Source organism: uncultured Subdoligranulum sp. (assembly GCF_963931595.1).
Taxonomy (GTDB): Bacteria; Bacillota; Clostridia; order Oscillospirales; family Ruminococcaceae; genus Gemmiger.
The window spans coordinates 2,729,783-2,747,620 of record NZ_OZ007030.1; the positions used below are offsets into that span (position 1 = coordinate 2,729,783).

A 17,838-nucleotide genomic window follows, 5' to 3' on the forward strand; every position below is an offset into this window, starting at 1 on the left:
ACATTGAAACGGATCCTGTCCCTCATCGCCCTGCTGGCCCTGGTGGCTGCGCTGGGCATGCCGGTCCTGGCGGAGGACGCCGCCTCGGACAGCACTGGTACCGGCACCACCCAGACACCCGATACCAACAACAACAACAATAATACCACCACCCCCGCCACATCGGACGGCGTCTATGTGGTGGGCTACACCGTCACCGACATCGCCGGCGGCGAGATCACCACCGTGGACGTGGGCGACCATGTGAACATCGTGCTCCAGGTGGTGGACCATTCCTCGGCGCGGTACGCCGTCAAGGCGGAGGAGATCTCCGCCCGCATCAACTCGTCGGTGTTCCAGTATACCGGCATCGGCGAGATCGGCCAGCTGTTCCAGAGCAACGATGACCCCAACACCGACCGCCTGAACAAGGTGCGGGGCGGTCAGGCCAGCGACCAGGAAAAGGCCGACAACGCCTACTATAACTACTACAGCTATGTGCTGCTTTTCCGGGACGTGGTGTACAACGGCGGCGGCAACACGCTGCCCATCAACCTGACCTACCTGGATACCAGCAAGCCCATGCAGCAGTTCAGCGTCCAGATCGGCCAGTGCGTGGACAAGGACCAGACCACCTCCCCCAATCTGCTGGTGCGGTCCTCCAGCTACGGCGAGGGCACCGTCATGGCCGGGCAGGAGTTCGTCCTCTCCCTGGGCATCTATGCCACCGACGCCGGGGAGGACCTCAATGATGTCATCGTATCCCTGACCCTGCCGGAGAACGTGTCGCTGTCCAGCGGCAGCCTCTCCAACTATATGGGCACCCTGCCCGCCGGTACCACCCGCACCGTCACCTTCCCGGTGCTGCCCGCCTCCGGGTTCACCGGCACGGTGGCCAACATCACGGTGAACCTGTCGGGCACCGGGTCCATCTCGGGCAAGGCCGTCACCGGCACCACCGCCATCTCGGTGCCCATCAGCCAGCCCGACCGCTTCGAGGTGGGCGAGATGAAGGCCCCCGCCTCGGTGGTGCTGGGCGAGACCACCAGTGTATCCTTAAGCTACGTGAACAAGGGCAAGAACCCTGTCTCCAACCTGGAAGCCCGCCTCACCGGCACCAACGTGGGCGCCGGCGGATACCAGTACCTGGGCAACCTCAACGCCGGCACCGAGGGCAGCGTGGACTTTGACCTCACCCCCGATTCCGCCGGTGCGGTGTCGGGCACCATCACGCTGTCCTACGAGGACGCCAGCGGCGAAGTGCGCACCATCACCAAGGAGTTCGCCACCACCGCCGAGGAAATGACCTTCGACCCCTCCATGATGGACCCCAACATGGGCATGGAGGAACCCCAGACCACCGGCATGCCCATGTGGGGCTGGGCGGTGATCGCGGTGTGCGGCGTGGTGATCGTGGTGGTCATCGTGGTGGTGATCAAGCGCCGCAAGAAGAAGAAGGCGATGGCCCTGGCCGCGCTGGAAGCCGAGGACAGCGATGAAGATCTCTGATGAGATCGTCCTGAGCGCCCGCAACCTGACCCGGCGCAAGGGCCGCACGGCCCTTACGCTGATCGGCGTGGTCATCGGCACCTGCATGGTGGTGCTGATGATCTCCCTGGGCATCGCCCAGAGCCAGGCCAACGACGAAATGCTGCAGAGCTGGGGCGACCTGACCCAGATCCAGGTCTATGGCGGCGGCATGGCCGTGGGGGCCGACGGCAAGGCGCTCAAACTGGACGACAAGGCAATCGAAAGTTTCAAACAACTGGACCATGTGATGGCCGCCACCGCCTATGTGTCGGCCTATTCCCTCCAGGGGAGCATCACGGCGGGCACCAATGACCGCTATGTGATGGACCTGGGCAACCTGACCGGTGTGGATCCCACGGCGCTGGAACCCATGGGCTTCCAGCTGGCATCGGGCCGCTGGCCCGATACCGGGCCCGCCAGCAAGAAGGCCACCAAGATCCAGGTCCTGGTGGGGGATTACACCGGCTATAATTTTTACGATTCCCGCAAGAGCGAATCCAGCCCCAACCGCTACCGCTGGCAGGGCATGACCGATGCCCAGGGCAACCAGGTGGACCCCTTTGTGAATGTGGACAAGGACAAAATGACCCTGACCATCAAGACGGGGGAGGGCTCCACCGAGAAGACCCAGACCTGGGAACTGGAAGTGGTGGGACACATCCAGCAGGACGCCAGCAAGGGGTGGTGGACCCAGAGCAACATCATCCTGCGCACCCAGGACCTGAAAATGATCGAGGAAGCCTACTACAAGATGGCCAAGATCACCAACAACAATACCTCCTATGACCAGGTCTACGTGAAGGTGGACGACCTGAAAAATGTGGCCGACGTGGAGAAGGCCATCCATGACCTGGGGTTCGAGAACACCTATTCCATGAACCAGCAGCGGGAGGAGATGCAGAAACAGGTGGTGCGCAGCCAGATGATCTTTGGCGGCGTGGCCGCGGTATCCCTGCTGGTGGCGGCCATCAACATCATCAATACCATGACGATGGCCATCTATGAGCGGACCCGGGAGATCGGCGTCATGAAGGTGCTGGGCTGCGAGCTGGGCAATATCCGCACCATGTTCCTGATGGAGAGTTCCTGCATCGGGTTCCTGGGCGGCGTCATCGGGGTGGCCATCAGTCTGCTGGTGAGTTTCATCCTCAACCATCTGTCGGTGATCCTGTCGGTGTTCGGCCAGAGCATCGATCTGTCGGGATTGCTGGGCGGTGGCATGTATATGGGCGGTATGTCCAGTACCATATCGGTGATCCCGCCCTGGCTCATGCTGGCGGCGCTGGTCTTCGCTACCCTGGTGGGCCTGGTTTCCGGCGTATTGCCCGCCAACAACGCCGTCAAAATCAGCGCCCTGGAAGCCATCCGGCACGACTGAGGTTTGTTTCTGTTCTTTTCTTGCAAGAAAAGAACCAAAAGAACTCTAACTAAAAATGCCTGGGAGGGTAACACCCTCCCAGGCATTTTTGATGGGAGTTTCTTCGGTTCCTTCTTTGCAAAGAAGGAACAAAGACAAGCCCCGCTTGACAAAGGCGGGGGAATCCGTTTTAATGGTGGTACGACGAACCCGTGACCAAAGGAGGGGACCATGAACCGAAAGAAACAGCGTCGCGCCATGAGGATTCTATGGCTCTGCATTGCCGTGATAGCCCTGTGCGTGGCGGGCGCCCTGGCGCTGCTGCTGCCGGTACCGGAAGCCGAGACCGTCCAGATCCCGGGGCCCCGGGGCAGCATTCCCGCCACCGTACAGATGCCGTCCAAGCTGTCCCGGGCCGGCAAGGTGCCGGTGGTGGTGCTCTGCCACGGCTTTACCGGCAACCGGGGCGGCGACGGACATTTCGTGCCGCTGGCCGACGACCTGGCCGAAGCGGGCATTGCCACCGTGCGGCTGGATTTCGCGGGCTGCGGCGACAGCACCGAACCCTACACCGAGTACACCCTGGGCAACATGGCCGCCGACGTGAACGCCGCCATCACCTGGATGGCCCGGGAATACGGCGCCGACGGCCCGGCCGCCCTGGTGGGGCACAGCATGGGCGGGCGTCTGGCCAGCCTCTACCCGGAGATCAGCGCCCGGCAGGGCTACGCCCCGGTGTCGGCGCTGGTCCTCTGGAGCCCCGCCAACGGCACGGGATTGCAGGGCCTGGAATTTTTGAACATTGAGGATTTCAGCCAGGTGGAGGCCGTGGCCGGAGAGGCGAAAGCCAACGGCAAGGCGGGCACCAAGTGGGGCGTGGAGATCAGCGGTACCTTCGTGGAGGAGATGGAACAAAGCGACCCCAACGCCGCCCTGCGGGAGGCCGGGTTGCCGGTACTGCTCACCTACAGCGGCCAGGATACCGTATTGAGCGCCAATACCATCGCGGAGACCGAAGCCGCCGTGTCCAGCCTGCCCGGCAGTACCGTACTCACGGAACCCTTCGCGGAAGGCAACCACAATTACCAGAACGAGGACGCCGCGGTCAACGCCCAGCTGGACGCCGACCTCCGCAGTGCCACCACCGAGTTCGTGAGCGCTGCTCTGCGGTGAGGGCTTTTGTTCCTTCTTTGCAAAGAAGGAACCGAAGAAACTCCAATCAAAAATGCCTGGGAGGGTAACACCCTCCCAGGCATTTTTAGTTAGAATTCTTTTGGTTCTTTTCCGGGTGCAGCGGGCCGGGCAACGGTGCGGAAATGCTCGCTGCCGGGCGCAGCCGCAAGGAATGAGGACGCCGCCATACTGTATGTATGGCAAAGGCCGAAGGACGCCGCGGATGCAGCCCGGCAGCAGAGCAGGGCCGTGCCGGGGACCGGCACCGCTGCACCCGAAGTAAGAAAAGAACAAGAGCTCCCAGCCACAAAGCAGTGCCCCCGTCCGGTTGCGGCTCCGGGCGGGGGCGTTAGGGTATCGGTTTGGTGTGAGGAGGAATCATGTTCCAGGGTTCCGGTTGCGGCTCCGGTTCCCTGTGCCTATAAAGATACAGGATAACTGCTAATAAACTATGATGGCAATATGAACATTTTGTAAAATCGAACACCTGTGTTAAAAAATCCCGGCCGCCGCAGCAGCCGGGATTTCGTTATGCAATTACAAGGGATATCAGCCGAACATGTTGATCAGGATACCGGCCGCCACAGCGGAACCGATAACACCCGCCACGTTGGGGCCCATGGCATGCATGAGCAGGTAGTTGCGGGGATTGTACTCCTGGCCGACCTTCTGGCTGACGCGGGCCGCCATAGGCACAGCGGACACGCCGGCAGAACCGATCAGCGGGTTGATCTTGCCGCCGGTGAGGGCGCACATGACCTTGCCCAGCAGCACGCCGCCCGCGGTGCCCACACCGAAGGCCACAACGCCCAGGATGATGATCTCCACGGTCTGGAGCGTCAGGAAGGAGGAAGCGTTGGTGGTGCAGCCAACCGAGAAGCCCAGGAAGATGGTGATGATGTTCATGAGCTCGTTGCCGGCGGTCTTGGTGATACGTTCCACAACGCCGGATTCCTTCATCAGGTTGCCCATCATCAGGCAGCCCACCAGGATGGCGGCGTCAGGCAGCGTCAGCGAAACGATGATGGTAACAATGATGGGGAAGAGGATCTTCTCGGTCTTGGAGACCTGCCGGGGCGCCGTCATGATGACCTGGCGTTCCTTCTCGCTGGTCAGGGCGCGCATGATGGGCGGCTGAATGACCGGCACCAACGCCATGTAACAGTAGGCCGCCACCGCAATGGAACCCAGCAGATGGGGCGCCAGACGGGTGGTGACGAAGATGGCCGTGGGGCCGTCGGCACCGCCGATGATGCCGATGGAAGAGGCTTCCTGGTTGGTGAAGCCCAGGATCTTTGCGCCCACAAAGGTGAAGAAGATGCCCAGCTGCGCCGCAGCGCCCATCAGCAGGCTGGACGGACGGGCGATCAGCGGGGTGAAGTCGGTCATGGTACCGATGCCCAGGAAGATCAGCGGGGGATAGATGCCCAGCTTGACGCCCAGGTAGATGTAGTCCACCATGCCGCCCGAATTGCCCAGCATCTCCCAGTTGATGTGGTTGGTCTCGTTGAGGAAGATCTCAATGTGGAAGATGCCGTCCAGCGGCAGGTTGGTCATCAGCATGCCGAAACCGATGGGCAGCAGCAGCAGCGGTTCAAACTGCTTCACGATGGCCAGATACAAAAGCACACAGGCCACCGCCAGCATGACGGCGTACTTCCAGCCGCCCTCCGTGAAGAAGATCTGCGCCCAGCCGGAATTGCCGAAAATTTCGGCAATGTTGGTAAAAATTGCACCCATTTTCAGCCCTCCTTACATAAACGGCGTGGTGTGTTCCCGCACACCAGCATCGCCCCACGCACCGCGGCGGGACCCCTTGCCGGATTTCGCCACGCGGCGGATGCCGTGGATCACGGCACCTTCACCCATCACGCAGGCCACCGCCGCCGAGATCGCGGCAATCACCTCACCGGGAATGCCGCCCTCCGCCTTCGCGGCAGGGGCAGCGGGTTTCGGGGCCGGTTTGGCAGGCGCCTTGGGGGCGGATTTCTCCGCCTTGGAGGGCTTGGGTTTGTCGGCCTTGGGTTTCATACTGTCAAAGATTTTGCCTTCTGCCATGATGATCAGGCACAGGGCAATCAGCATCGCAAAAACCAGAACAATACTGGTCAGCACGACGGTGCCATCGCTGGGCTCCAGCGCCAGCAGTGCAAGGTTGGGCATAGTGCGGTTCCTCCTTTTGGCGTAATACCAATCGCATATTTTGCACAAGCGACATTTGATTGTATTATATCACAATGCGGATTTTTTTGGTAGATTTTTTTACAAAAAAATTAACAAACCTTTCCCATCTTCGGACAGGCTGACGACCCCGCCCTTTCCAGCAAAACCCAGCGGCGCACCCTCTTTCCTTTTTCCGCCGTTTGTGCTATACTGAACAGCGTATGTTTTTCCGCTTGGTATAGAAAGGGTAGGAAATTTCCCCATGCAGACGTTAAAAACCGTAAACTGGAAAAAAATCTTCCTCCGGGCTGTGCTGCCCTGCCTGCTGGCAGTGGCCGCCGCCTTCATCGCGCGGTATCAGCTGGAACTGTCGGACGGCGTCACCCCCAACTATCTGGCCGGACAGTGGCCCGTCTATGCGCCCCTCAACGCCATGACCGCCTTCTGCCTGACGCTGGTCCTCTTCGCCCTGCTGGGCCGCTGGTGGCTGGCCACCGGCATCGCCGGGGTGCTCTTCACCGTGCTGGCCCTCGTCAACTACTACACCCGGGACCTCCACGGCTCCGCCCTCATGCCCCAGGATGTGCTGAATCTCGGCACCGCCGCCGAGGTCATGGGCAGCTACACCTTAAAAATCTCCCAGACCGTCGTCACCATCGGGCTGCTGGTGGTGCCGGTGCTGGCCATCAGCGCCCTGCAGTGGCTGCTCACCAAAAACGGCCCGCGCCGCGCCAGCTGGCGCGCCCGCGCCGTGCGGGTGGCGGTGAGCGCTGCCTGCATTTTCTGTGTGATGTTCTTCGGCTACTTCGGGCCCAATCCCATCAAGCCCAAGGCCACCTACGGCTGGGCCTGGCAGGAAACTTATTATAAGTACGGGTACTTAGCGGGCACCGTGGAGGCCAGCGCCCTCATGGCCGACCCCATCGTGGAGCCGGAGGGCTACTCCGACCAGGCGGCCCAGGACGCCGCGGCGCTGGTCACCGGCAAGTTCGCCACCGCCGAGACCGCCCAGGAATACCCCGATATCGTGCTGGTGCTCTCGGAGAGTTTCTACGACTTTGACCTTGTCACCGACCTGCAGGCCGACACCGAGGTCATGCCGGTGACGAAAAACCTGGAAAACGCCGTCTACGGCCACACGGTGAGCCCCCATGTGGGCGGCGGCACCAACTCCAGCGAGTACGAGATGCTCTCCAGCAATTCGCTGATGCTGATGCCCTCCATCACCCCGTTCAACTGGCTGAACCTTTACGGCGCCAACAGCATCGTCAGCTACACCAAGAGCCTGGGCTACACCACCATGGCGGCCCATCCCTACACCAATTCCAACTATCGCCGGGATTCCGCCTGGCGGGCCCTGGGCTTCGACGAGACCTATTTCCAGGATTCCTTCCCCACCCAGGAGTATTACGGCGACCGCCCCTACCAGACGGATTCCGCCTCCTACAGGGACTTTGAGGCCCTCTACGAGGCCATGCCGGAGGATCAGCCCCGGTTCGCCTTCCTGGTGTCCATCCAGAGCCACGGCGACTACGACATGAACGACGCCGCCCTGGACGAGGTCCACGCCGCCACCGATTACGGCGAGTACGACGAGCTGATGGACGAGTACTTAAGCTGCATGAAGCGCAGCGACGCCGCCGTGGCGGAACTGATGGAGTATTTCACCAATCTCTACGAGACCACCGGCCGCAAGGTGGTGCTGGCCTTCGCCGGCGACCACGCGCCCAGTTTTGTGGATCACGTGGCGGACAAGACCATCGCCCCCGAAAATGAGCTGCAGATTCTCGAGCGCAGCACGCCCTTCTTTATCTGGGCGAATTATCCGCTGGAAAACATCGAGGCGGCGGTGAGCGATACCGACCCCCTGAACCGGATGGACATGGTGATGCTGGCGCCCACCATCGCCCAGCAGGCGGGGCTGCCGTTGAGCACCTTCTACCAGTATCTGCTGGAGATGAAGGAGGTCACCCCGGTGGTGACCGGCGCCAACGATTACATGACCCCCGACGGACACACCGCTACCTTCGGCACCGATACCCAGCTGGACCAGTGGGTGCACGGGTACCTGAATCTCGAATACAACAACGTGGGCGCCCACGCCAAACGGGATCAGTCGCTGTTCGACGCCCAGTGACCTACTTTCTTTGAAAAGAAAGTAGGCAAAGAAACTTCAACCAAAAATGCACGGTCATTGACCGTGCATTTTTTATATAGAAAACAAAAGAACGGTTTGATTGTAGGGCGGGGTCTTGACCCCGCCGGAGAATCTGACGGAAACGGCCACACCCCGCGGCGGGGAAGAATCCCCGCCCTACATCCTTGCCATAACGAAACAAGGCACGGCCCTAGGACCGTGCCTTGTTCGATAGAGTTCTTTGCCCCGCTTTCTTGCAAGAAAGCGGGAAAAACCATCATTCAAAGTCTTGTAAATAAACCGCCGCGCTGCGGCTCATTTCCCGGGAGAAGTCGCTGTCGTACTTGCGCTTGCAGAAAGCCTGGAGATACCGGTCAAACTCAAACTCCGGCACCCCGGCGCCCCGGAGGTTGAAATCCTCCCGCAGCTCCGCCTCGGTGCGGTCGCGGTAGGTGTTCTCGCACACCACCGCTTCCTCCCGGAACCGCACCGGCTTGGCCCGGTCCTTCTGCTGCCGGGTGGGACGGCCGAAGACCAGCATGCAGGCCGGCACCACCTGGGGCGGCAGCGCCAGGGCCTTGCGCATCTCCTCGGCGTTTTCCAGCACATCCCCGATGTAGCAGCTGCCGATGCCGAGGCTCTCCGCCGCCGTCACGGCGTTCTGGGCCGCGATGCAGGCATCCGCCACCGCCAGCAAAAGATCCCCCGGCCCGGCCTTGCGGGGCGATTCCACCCCGGCGGCGCGGTAGGCACGAACCCACCGGCGGCAGTCCGCCAGAAACACCAGGCAGAGTTTCGACTTGGCAATGAAGGGCTGGTGGTCGCACAGATCCGCCAGCCGCGCCTTCTGGGCGGGGTCGGTGATGTCCAGAATCGTGTAGAGCTGCTGGTTGCCCGCCGTGGGCGCCTGGAAGGCTGCTTCCAGAATGGCGGCCCGCTCCCCGGCGGTCACCGGCTCGTCGGTGAAGACCCGAACACTTTTGCGGGCGTGCAGCGCCCGGAGAATTTCATTATCCATGATTTTACGCTCCTTTGCGGTGCAGGAATTTGCCCAGCAGCTTCTGCACCAGACTGTAGACTTCCCGCACGTTGATGGCACACACCACGGCGGTGAGCAGCACCACCGGGATGACCCAGGCGGTAAGATTCATCAGACACCAGATCTCGGCCAGCACCAGCACCAGATTCACCAGCAGCCAGGCGGGGTGGAAGTCGATGCGCAGAAGCCCCCGGGTGGAGTAGGCCCGCAGCAAAAAGACGAGCAGCAGGCTTAAGAAACTGGCCGGCGTGACGCCCCAGGGACCCCACAGCAGGATGAAGATGCCGTTGAGAATGGCGTTGAGCACAGCACCCGCCAGCATGGTGAAGAGCGACCCGGTGGACCGCTTGTAGACAACATACACGCTGTTCAGGAACTGGTTCAGGCAGGTGCACATGGAGCAGAGGGTCAGGAAGGGCACGAAGGTCCAGCCGTCATAGTACTCCGCTTTGAAAAGGTGCATCATGGGGCGGCAGAGCATGACCACCCCCGCCACACAGCAGAACATGGCGCAGGCGTAGACCCGGAAAATCTTGGAGAAGAAGGCTTCCCGGTCCTGCTCCTCGGTGACGGCGGAGAGCTGCCACGCCTCGTAGAAGATGCTGCCCATAATCGTGATGACCTGGGGCAGGAAGTACCCGGCGGAGAGCAGGCCCACCCAGTAGTTGCCGCTGAGGCCCTGATAGTCCTCGCACATGGCCTGGACGAAGAACATGTCGCTGGCGTTGATGATCCAGAAGCTGATGGCCGCCGGGATCATGGGCAGACAGTACCGCAGCATCTCGCCCCAGAGGGATTTGTCAAAGGCTTTGGGCTTGCAGTATTTCCAGCAGCCCCCCGCGAAGAAGACAAACACCATGGAAGTCAGGTCGGCGCAGGCGTTGGCCAGCAGGAAGCCGGTGGCGCCCATCTTGAACCAGCTTAAAAAGATCAGGTAATAGGCAAGCAATGTGCCGGTGGTGAGCACGCCGTCGATGGCCACCAGCCGGTTGAGCATCCGCGCCCGGATGAACTGGGTGCATAGCGTGCGCAGACAGCTGGCCAGCACGCAGAGGTAGAGCCAGGGCAGGTACTCGGCGGCGTTGGGGATGAGCCGCACCAGCGGCATGGCCACCACCAGGATGGCAAAGCCGATGAAGATGGTCAGCCCGCCGTTCACAAAGACGCTCTCCTTGCGGACGGCCTTGTCCAGACCGAAGCGGATCACCGCGTAGGATACCCCCAGGCTCACCACCGGGATCAGCAAATTGGTGGCCTGCTGCAACAGACTGGACACACCCATCACGTCGGGGGAGTCGAGGGCGTAACTCAGATAGGGCCGGATGAAAAAGCTCAAGAGTTTCGAGCTGAAGTTGGACAGGGCGAACAACAGGGTGTTGTTCACCAGCGTGGTGTATTTTTTCTGGGAAGAAGCCAAGAGCAGGACCTCCATGTGGCGCGGCAGTTCACCGCAGCAGTTGTTGGCGCCGGCGATAGTCCGGCAGCACCGCCTCCACCGCCGCCCAGAAGGCCGGGCTGTGGTCGGGGTGGGCGAAGTGGCAGAATTCGTGTACCACAACATATTCCTGGGCGGCAGGGGGTGTCACACACAGCCGCCGGCTGAAGGCCAGCGTGCCGGTTTTCAGGCTGCAGGAGCCCCACCGGGTGCGCATGTCCCGCACGGCGATGCGGGGAAAGGCGCCCCCCGGACAGCTGGCCGCGAACCGTGGATAGTATGCCCGGCAAAGGGCGGTCATCTGCGCAAGGGCCTCCGCCTTGGTGGGCAGCGCCGCGTCGGCGGCCGCATCCCACCGGGCCCGGCGGGCCATCTTGCGCTGGGCGGAAAGCACCCAGGCGGCCCGGGCCGCCACAAAGGCGTCCACCACCCCGGCGGGCACCCGGGGCGACGCGCTGGCCGCCACCGACCCGTCCGCCCGCACCCGCAGGTTGATGTTGCGCACCCGCCGCCGGGTCAGCGTATAGTCGATGCCCGCCGCGCGGCGGGTTTCGGTTTTGCTTTGCGCCATAACGGCAGGACACCCCCTCGGGCAGGAATTTCCCCCTATTGTACACGCATCGGCGGCAAAGTGCAAGAAGGTCAGTTGCCCCGCACCGTCTGGATGTACTGCCGGGGGGTCTGGTTGTACTCCGCCTTGAAGGCACGATAAAAATTCGCGTAGTCCCCGAAGCCGCAGTACTGGCACACTTCGTTGGGCGGCACGCCCCCCGCCAGCAGCTGCTTGGCGTTGAGAAGCCGTTTCTGCAGAATATAGCGGTGCACCGTGGTGCCCACCTGGGCGTCGAACTTGCGCAGCAGGTGGTATTTGCTGATGAAGAATTTCTCCGCCAGCTGGTCCAGCGTCAGTGTCTCGCTGTAGTGCTCGTTGATGTAGTGCAGCACCGCGTCCACCACCTGGTCGCTGCTGCCCATGGGCCGGGCATCCCCCCGCTCGGCGGCCGCCCGGTTCAGCCCGATCATCAGCTCCACCAGCGCCCCCTGGGCCAACAGGTCGCTGCCGTACTCCTTGGAGGTGCGCAGCGTGTAGAGCCGGTCGATGGAGGCCCGCATCTGGGCCCCCGCCGCCCCCGGCAATCGCAAGAGGTTGGTGTGGTTGGGAATGCTGGTATCAAAGCAGCGGGTCAGGCTTGTCCGCGGCGTGGAGAGGTGTTCGAGATAGGGCCGGGCGATCCATAAGACAAACCGCTCGTAGGCGTCCGCGTCGGTGACGATCCGCGCCTGGTGCAGTTCCAGGGGACTGGTGAGCATCCAGTCCCCCGGGCGCATGCGGTAGATGTGGTTCTCCACGATATATTCCACCCGGCCGCGCAATAAGAGATACACCTCGTAGAAATCATGGTGGTGCAGCTCCACCTCATTCATATAGGTGGAGCGGTAGCGATAGATCTCGTAGTCCGAGGCGATCATCGTCTGGCGGCGGGTATAGGGGTTGTAATGGGATCCTGCCATGCGGTTTTGTCCCCTTTTCCGGCGGTCCGTTTTTATATAGTATACTTTACCGCAACTTTTACAATCTTTCAAGCAATCTCGGCCATTTTCCTGATAAAAATTGCGCAGTATACTGAAATCAACGCGGACGGCATGATGACCGCCCACCACGCAGTCAAACAAAAGGAGTCAATCACTATGCAGATGAATGCTTCTTCCATCGTCAACCAGAAAGCAGAGTGGGAAAAGCTGGGCGTCAAGCTGCCCCGGTTCGACCACGAGGCCATGACCGCCGCCACCAAGGCACACCCCATCTGGGTGCACTTCGGCGCCGGCAACATCTTCCGCGGCTTTATCGCGGCGCTGCAGCAGAAGCTGCTCAACGCCGGTGAGGCCGACCGAGGCATCATCGCAGCCGACACCTTCGACTACGACATCATCGACAAGATCTACACCCCCTACGACAACCTGACCATGATGGTCACCATGAACCCCGACGGCACCACCAGCCGTGAGATCATCGGTTCGGTGGCCGAGGGTCTGCGCGCCGATTCCTCCGACGCGGCCATGATGGCCCGCTTCAAGGAGATTTTCACCGATCCCGGCCTGCAGATGATCTCCTTCACCATCACCGAGAAGGGCTACGCCCTCTACCGTCCGGACGGCAGCCTGATGCCCGTCGTTCAGGCCGACATCGACGAGGGCCCCGACCATGCCCGTCATGCCATGAGCATGGTGGCCGCCCTGCTGCTGGAGCGCTACAACGCCGGCAAGTATCCTCTGGCCGTGGTTTCCATGGACAACTGCTCCCGCAACGGCGAGAAGCTGCAGTCCAGCGTCATGACCATCGCCAAGGCCTGGCTGGAGAAGGGCTATGTGGGCCAGGACTTCATCGACTACCTGACCGATGAGAGCAAGATCGCCTTCCCCTGGTCGATGATCGACAAGATCACCCCGCGCCCCCACAAGATCGTGGAGGAGTCCCTGGCCAAGGACGGCATCGAGGATATGGCCCCCATCGTCACCAGCAAGAACACCTTCATTGCGGCCTTCGTCAACGCCGAGCGTCCCCAGTACCTGGTGGTGGAGGACAAGTTCCCCAACGGCCGTCCGGCTCTCGAGAAGGCGGGCGTCTACATGACCGACCGCGAGACCGTCAACAAGACCGAGCGCATGAAGGTCACCACCTGCCTGAACCCGCTGCACACCGCCATGTCTGTCTACGGCTGCATGCTGGGCTACACCCTGATCTGCGATGAGATGAAGGACGCCGACATCGTCGCCCTCATCAAGCGGCTGGGCTATGTGGAAGGTCTGCCGGTTGTCGTCAACCCCGGCATTCTGGAGCCCAAGGCCTTCATCGACGAGGTTGTGGAGCAGCGCCTGCCCAACCCCTTCATGCCCGACGCGCCCCAGCGCATCGCCACCGATACCTCCCAGAAGGTGGGCATCCGTTTCGGCGAGACCATCAAGAGCTACATCGCCGAAGGCCGCGATCTGAATACTCTGGTGTCCATTCCTCTGGCCATCGCGGGCTGGCTGCGCTACCTGCTGGCCGTGGATGACAACGGCAACGCCTTTGAAGTGTCCGCCGATCCCCTGAAGGAAGATCTGCAGGCCAAGCTGGCCGGCATCGAGGTGGGCAAGCCCGAGACCTACCAGGGTCAGCTGAAGGCGATCCTCGCCAACGCTTCCATCTTCGGCACCGATCTGACCAGGACCGTCCTGGCCGACAAGATCGAGAAGTACTTCGTGGCCGAGCTGGCGGGTGCGGGTGCCGTGCGCAAGACCCTGCACGACGCCTTGAACTGAGCGGCGGAGATACCTTGCGGCGGGGATGAATCCCCGCCCTACAGAAAACGGTACAACGTATATTTTTCGGCAGGCCGTAGGGCGGGGTCTTGACCCCGCCGGCGGCGAAGCCGGTTATAGATGAATCTCTTTTGCAAGTAAACTACAAGGAGGTCTTTTATGTCCATGAAAATGGGTTGGCGCTGGTACGGTGAGGGCAACGATCCCATCACCCTCGGCGACATCAAGCAGATCCCCGGCGTGGAGAGCATCGTCTGGGCGCTGCACAGCAAGATGCCCGGCGAGATCTGGGAAGAGGACGAGATCAAGGCCGTGGTGGACCAGATCCATTCCTGCGGTTTTACCGCCGAGGTGGTGGAGTCTGTCAACGTCCACGACGACATCAAGATCGGTCTGCCCAGCCGCGACCAGCTGATCGAAAACTACAAGCAGTGCATCCGCAACCTGTCCAAGTTCGGTGTGAAGACCATCTGCTACAACTTCATGCCCATCTTTGACTGGACCCGCACCGACCTGTTCCATCCGGTCGGCGACGGTTCCACCGCCCTGTTCTACCAGAAGGACATGATCCAGGACGATTACAAGGCCATGGCCGAGTACATCCTGAACTTCACCGAGAAGTATCACATGACCTTCCCGGGCTGGGAGCCGGAACGCATGGCCAAGCTGGACGAGCTGTTCAAGGCCTATGCCCCCGTCACCAAGGAGAAGCTGTGGGACAACCTGAAGTATTTCCTGGAAGCCATCATGCCCACCTGCCACGAGTGCGACGTGAAGATGGCCATTCACATGGATGATCCCCCGTGGGACATCTTCGGTCTGCCCCGCCTGCTGGTGGATGCCGAGAGCATCGACCGATTCCTCAAGATGGTGGACGACCCGTACAACTGCCTGACCCTCTGCTCCGGCAGCCTGAACGCGAACCCCAACAACAATGTGGCGGCCATCGTGCGCAAGCACTGCGACCGCATTCCGTTCGCCCATGTGCGGAACATCCATCATTTCCCCAACGGCGATTTCAGCGAGGCTGCTCACCGCGATTGCTGCGGCGAGACCGGCATCATTGAGATTCTCCGCGCCTACCATGACTGCGGCTTCGACGGCGTTATCCGCCCCGACCATGGCCGTCAGCTGTGGGAGGAAGGTCCCGGTAACTGCCGCCCCGGTTACGGCAAGTATGACCGTGCCCTGGGTATCCAGTATATGCTGGGCGTCTGGGATATGCTGGACCGCCTGGACGAGGAGAAGGCCGCCAAGGCCTGATGTGCGCCTCTTGTTCTTTTCTTGCAAGAAAAGAACCAAAAGAACTCTAACGAAAAATGCCTGGGAGGGTGTTACCCTCCCAGGCATTTTTGATTGGAATTTCTTCGGTTCCTTCTTTGCAAAGAAGGAACAACAAGCTCACACCGCGCCGTAGATGCCCTGCACCGATACTTCGCCGGTAAAGACATGGACTTCGCCGTTCTCACCGTCCACGATGAGCCGTCCCTCCTCATCCACGTCCCGGGCCACCCCGGCGCCGCCGTCATAGGTCACCCGGCGTCCCAGGTTCACGCACCGCGCCTTGTACCGCGCCCGGTAGGGGGCAAACCCCTCCACCTCGTAGGTGTAGAGCGCCCGGTCAAACCCGAAATCCGTCATATACTGGGCCAGCCATTCGGGGTCTTCGGCAAGATTCACCTGTACCCCCTGCAGCGCAAGGCTCGTGCCGTGGGGGAGATTTGCCGCGTCAAAATAACCTTGCTCCTGGGCCAGATTGATCCCGATGCCCGACAATACACTGTGCCCGTCGGGGGCGCCCTCGCACAGGATGCCCACCACCTTTTTGCCGTTCAGCAATAGGTCGTTGGGCCACTTGATCTGACACTGTACGCCGTACCGCTCTTCCAGGGCATCCGCCACCGCCAGGCTGGAAAAGAGCGGCAGGGTACTGGGCTGCGCCAGCGGCGTTTTCAGCACCACCGTGTAGTAGAGGCCCCGGCCCGGCGCGTCGGTCCACTGGCGGCCCAGCCGTCCCCGGCCCGCCGTCTGGTGGGTGGTGTACACCGCCCCGATGGGCCCGAACCGGTCCAGGTGAGATTTGGCCCAGGCGTTGGTGCTGTCCACTTCGGGCAGATACAAAACACTCTCGTTCAAAAGGCAGGCACCCGCTTCCATCCGAAGGAACATTTCCCGTCGGTGATCTCAATGACGCCGTAGCTGCCGCCGTCCCGCAGGCTGCCCGGATTGAACACCGTGGCCGTCACGCCCTGGCCCCGTTCCAGCGCCCGCATATGGGTGTGCCCGAACAGCGCCACGTCGGCGCCCCGGGCCGCGGCACTCTCGGCCAGCTGCTCGTACCCCATCTTCACACCGTACCGGTGCCCGTGGGTGTAGAAAAACAGTACCCCCCCAAAGGGCGCCAGCCCCTCCACCGGGTCCATATACCCGCTGTCACAGTTGCCCGCCACCCGGTAGATGGGGTAGGGAACCGGCGTTTTCCGCAGCTGCAAGGCCGCGTTCAGATCATACAACCCGTCGCCCAGGAAAAACAGCGCGTCGGCCGTTTCGTTCTGCAAGACCCACCGCAGGTCACGCAGCCGGCCGTGTACGTCGCTCACGACGAGAATCTTTGTGGTATCGGACATGGAAAAAATCCTTTCTATCTTTGTCCCTTCTTTGTTCCTTCTTTGAAAAGAAGGAACCGAAGAAACTTTCACCGGTCATCCCGGTGTGTTCTGGCAGGGGAACAGCCGCGGCCACCCGGCACGGGGCGGCAAAAAGGGAACCGAAGAAACTTTCACCGGTCATCCCGGTGTGTTCTGGCAGGGGAACAGCCGCGGCCACCCGGCACGGGGCGGCAAAAAGGGAACCGAAGAAACTTTCAACAGGGTCACCCTTTTGCGATGAGTTCCTTGTAGATCTCCCCCTTGGAGAAGGGCGTGCCCGTGGCTGCCTGTTTCGCCGCCGCCGAGGGCGGCATGCCCCCCGCCAGCAGCGTCTTCGCCGCCGCCACCACGTCCTCCTTGGTGGGCTCCGTTGCCGCCGCCGCGGCGGCCGGGTCGGCACCCGCCACCACAAGGACATATTCGCCCCGCGGATCGTGGTCCTTGTAGTAGGCCACGGCCTCGCCCAGCGTGGTCTTGACGATCTCCTCGTGGAGCTTGGTCAGCTCCCGGCACAGGCTCACCGAACGGTCAGCCCCAAACGCCGCCGTCAGATCCTCCAGCGTGCCCCGCAGCTTGTGGGGCGCCTCGTAAAAGAGGATGGTCCGGGTCTCCCCCTGCAGCGCCGCCAGCCGCTCCCGCCGCTCCCGCTTGGGCACCGGCAAAAAACCCTCAAAGACGAACCGCGCCGTGGGCTGTCCGCTGGCCGCCAGCGCCGTGATGCAGGCCGAAGCCCCCGGCACCGGCACCACCCGGATGCCCCGGGCATGGGCCTCGGCCACGATCTGCTCCCCGGGGTCGCTGATGCAGGGCATCCCCGCATCGCTGCACAGGGCACAGTCCTCCCCGGCCTCGATGCGCTGTAAAATCGCCTCGCCGTGATGCAGCGCGTGCTCGTAATAGCTCATCATCGGCTTCTTCAGCCCCAGATGATTCAACAGCCGCAGCGTCACCCGGGTATCCTCGGCCGCCACAAAATCCACCGCCCCGAACGTCGCCGCCACCCGGGGCGGCATGTCGTCCAGATTGCCGATGGGCGTCGCCACCAGATACAATGTTCCGGCCACAGCCAGGCCT

Annotated in this window: 15 protein-coding genes; 6 read left to right on the forward strand and 9 right to left on the reverse strand. The window is 61.8% G+C overall.

The window, feature by feature from the left end; genetic code table 11:
* The first annotated feature begins 3 nt into the window (after positions 1-3).
* The 3 genes from ABGT73_RS13035 to ABGT73_RS13045 all read left to right on the forward strand — a co-directional run bounded on the left by ABGT73_RS13035 (position 4) and on the right by ABGT73_RS13045 (position 4,039).
* Positions 4-1,488, forward strand: a complete 1,485-nt coding sequence (locus ABGT73_RS13035; protein WP_346670092.1) for a hypothetical protein — start codon at positions 4-6, stop codon at positions 1,486-1,488.
* A complete protein-coding gene (locus tag ABGT73_RS13040; RefSeq protein WP_346670093.1) occupies positions 1,475-2,887 on the forward strand; it encodes an ABC transporter permease in 1,413 nt (470 codons plus the stop codon). The genes ABGT73_RS13035 and ABGT73_RS13040 overlap by 14 nt, the downstream gene beginning before the upstream one ends.
* Positions 2,888-3,097: 210 nt before the next feature.
* Complete coding sequence (locus ABGT73_RS13045) at positions 3,098-4,039, forward strand: alpha/beta fold hydrolase (RefSeq protein WP_346670094.1); 942 nt, start codon at positions 3,098-3,100, stop codon at positions 4,037-4,039.
* A 549-nt stretch (positions 4,040-4,588) separates the two neighbouring features.
* On the opposite strand, the gene ABGT73_RS13050 is transcribed toward ABGT73_RS13045, so the two are convergent.
* Positions 4,589-5,779 carry a sodium ion-translocating decarboxylase subunit beta gene (locus ABGT73_RS13050; RefSeq protein ID WP_346670095.1) on the reverse strand — a complete coding sequence of 397 codons (1,191 nt, stop codon included), beginning with the start codon at positions 5,777-5,779 and terminating at the stop codon, positions 4,589-4,591.
* A 12-nt stretch (positions 5,780-5,791) separates the two neighbouring features.
* Positions 5,792-6,202 carry an OadG family transporter subunit gene (locus ABGT73_RS13055; RefSeq protein ID WP_346670096.1) on the reverse strand — a complete coding sequence of 137 codons (411 nt, stop codon included), beginning with the start codon at positions 6,200-6,202 and terminating at the stop codon, positions 5,792-5,794.
* Positions 6,203-6,464: 262 nt separating this feature from the next.
* Here ABGT73_RS13055 and ABGT73_RS13060 point away from each other — a divergent pair, with 262 nt between their 5' ends.
* Complete coding sequence (locus ABGT73_RS13060; RefSeq protein ID WP_346670097.1) at positions 6,465-8,339, forward strand: LTA synthase family protein; 1,875 nt, start codon at positions 6,465-6,467, stop codon at positions 8,337-8,339.
* A 277-nt stretch (positions 8,340-8,616) separates the two neighbouring features.
* Here ABGT73_RS13060 and ABGT73_RS13065 read toward each other — a convergent pair whose 3' ends face one another.
* The 4 genes from ABGT73_RS13065 to ABGT73_RS13080 form a co-directional block, all read right to left on the reverse strand.
* Positions 8,617-9,357: a nitroreductase family protein gene (locus tag ABGT73_RS13065; protein WP_346670098.1), complete on the reverse strand. Its 741-nt coding sequence runs from the start codon at positions 9,355-9,357 to the stop codon at positions 8,617-8,619.
* 4 nt (positions 9,358-9,361) lie between these two features.
* Positions 9,362-10,795: a polysaccharide biosynthesis C-terminal domain-containing protein gene (locus tag ABGT73_RS13070; RefSeq protein WP_346670099.1), complete on the reverse strand. Its 1,434-nt coding sequence runs from the start codon at positions 10,793-10,795 to the stop codon at positions 9,362-9,364.
* Positions 10,796-10,823: 28 nt separating this feature from the next.
* The gene (locus ABGT73_RS13075; protein WP_346670100.1) at positions 10,824-11,384 is read right to left on the reverse strand and encodes a M48 family metallopeptidase; all 561 of its coding nucleotides are present in this window, start codon (positions 11,382-11,384) and stop codon (positions 10,824-10,826) included.
* 71 nt (positions 11,385-11,455) lie between these two features.
* Positions 11,456-12,325 (reverse strand): AraC family transcriptional regulator, encoded by an 870-nt coding sequence (locus ABGT73_RS13080; RefSeq protein ID WP_346670101.1) that lies wholly within the window; start codon positions 12,323-12,325, stop codon positions 11,456-11,458.
* Positions 12,326-12,502: 177 nt separating this feature from the next.
* Here ABGT73_RS13080 and ABGT73_RS13085 point away from each other — a divergent pair, with 177 nt between their 5' ends.
* Both ABGT73_RS13085 and uxuA read left to right on the forward strand, forming a co-directional pair.
* Positions 12,503-14,116: a mannitol dehydrogenase family protein gene (locus ABGT73_RS13085; RefSeq protein ID WP_346670102.1), complete on the forward strand. Its 1,614-nt coding sequence runs from the start codon at positions 12,503-12,505 to the stop codon at positions 14,114-14,116.
* A gap of 159 nt (positions 14,117-14,275) precedes the next feature.
* Positions 14,276-15,379 (forward strand): mannonate dehydratase, encoded by a 1,104-nt coding sequence (gene uxuA, locus ABGT73_RS13090; RefSeq protein ID WP_346670103.1) that lies wholly within the window; start codon positions 14,276-14,278, stop codon positions 15,377-15,379.
* A 138-nt stretch (positions 15,380-15,517) separates the two neighbouring features.
* Here the strand turns inward: uxuA and ABGT73_RS13095 are convergent, their stop codons facing one another.
* The 3 genes from ABGT73_RS13095 to rsmI all read right to left on the reverse strand — a co-directional run bounded on the left by ABGT73_RS13095 (position 15,518) and on the right by rsmI (position 17,828).
* Complete coding sequence (locus ABGT73_RS13095) at positions 15,518-16,252, reverse strand: biotin--[acetyl-CoA-carboxylase] ligase (protein WP_346670104.1); 735 nt, start codon at positions 16,250-16,252, stop codon at positions 15,518-15,520.
* Positions 16,249-16,743 (reverse strand): metallophosphoesterase family protein, encoded by a 495-nt coding sequence (locus tag ABGT73_RS13100; RefSeq protein WP_346670105.1) that lies wholly within the window; start codon positions 16,741-16,743, stop codon positions 16,249-16,251. The genes ABGT73_RS13095 and ABGT73_RS13100 overlap by 4 nt, the downstream gene beginning before the upstream one ends.
* 245 nt (positions 16,744-16,988) lie before the next feature.
* Positions 16,989-17,828, reverse strand: coding sequence for a 16S rRNA (cytidine(1402)-2'-O)-methyltransferase (rsmI, locus tag ABGT73_RS13105; RefSeq protein ID WP_346670106.1), 840 nt, complete (start codon positions 17,826-17,828; stop codon positions 16,989-16,991).
* Positions 17,829-17,838 lie beyond the last annotated feature (10 nt).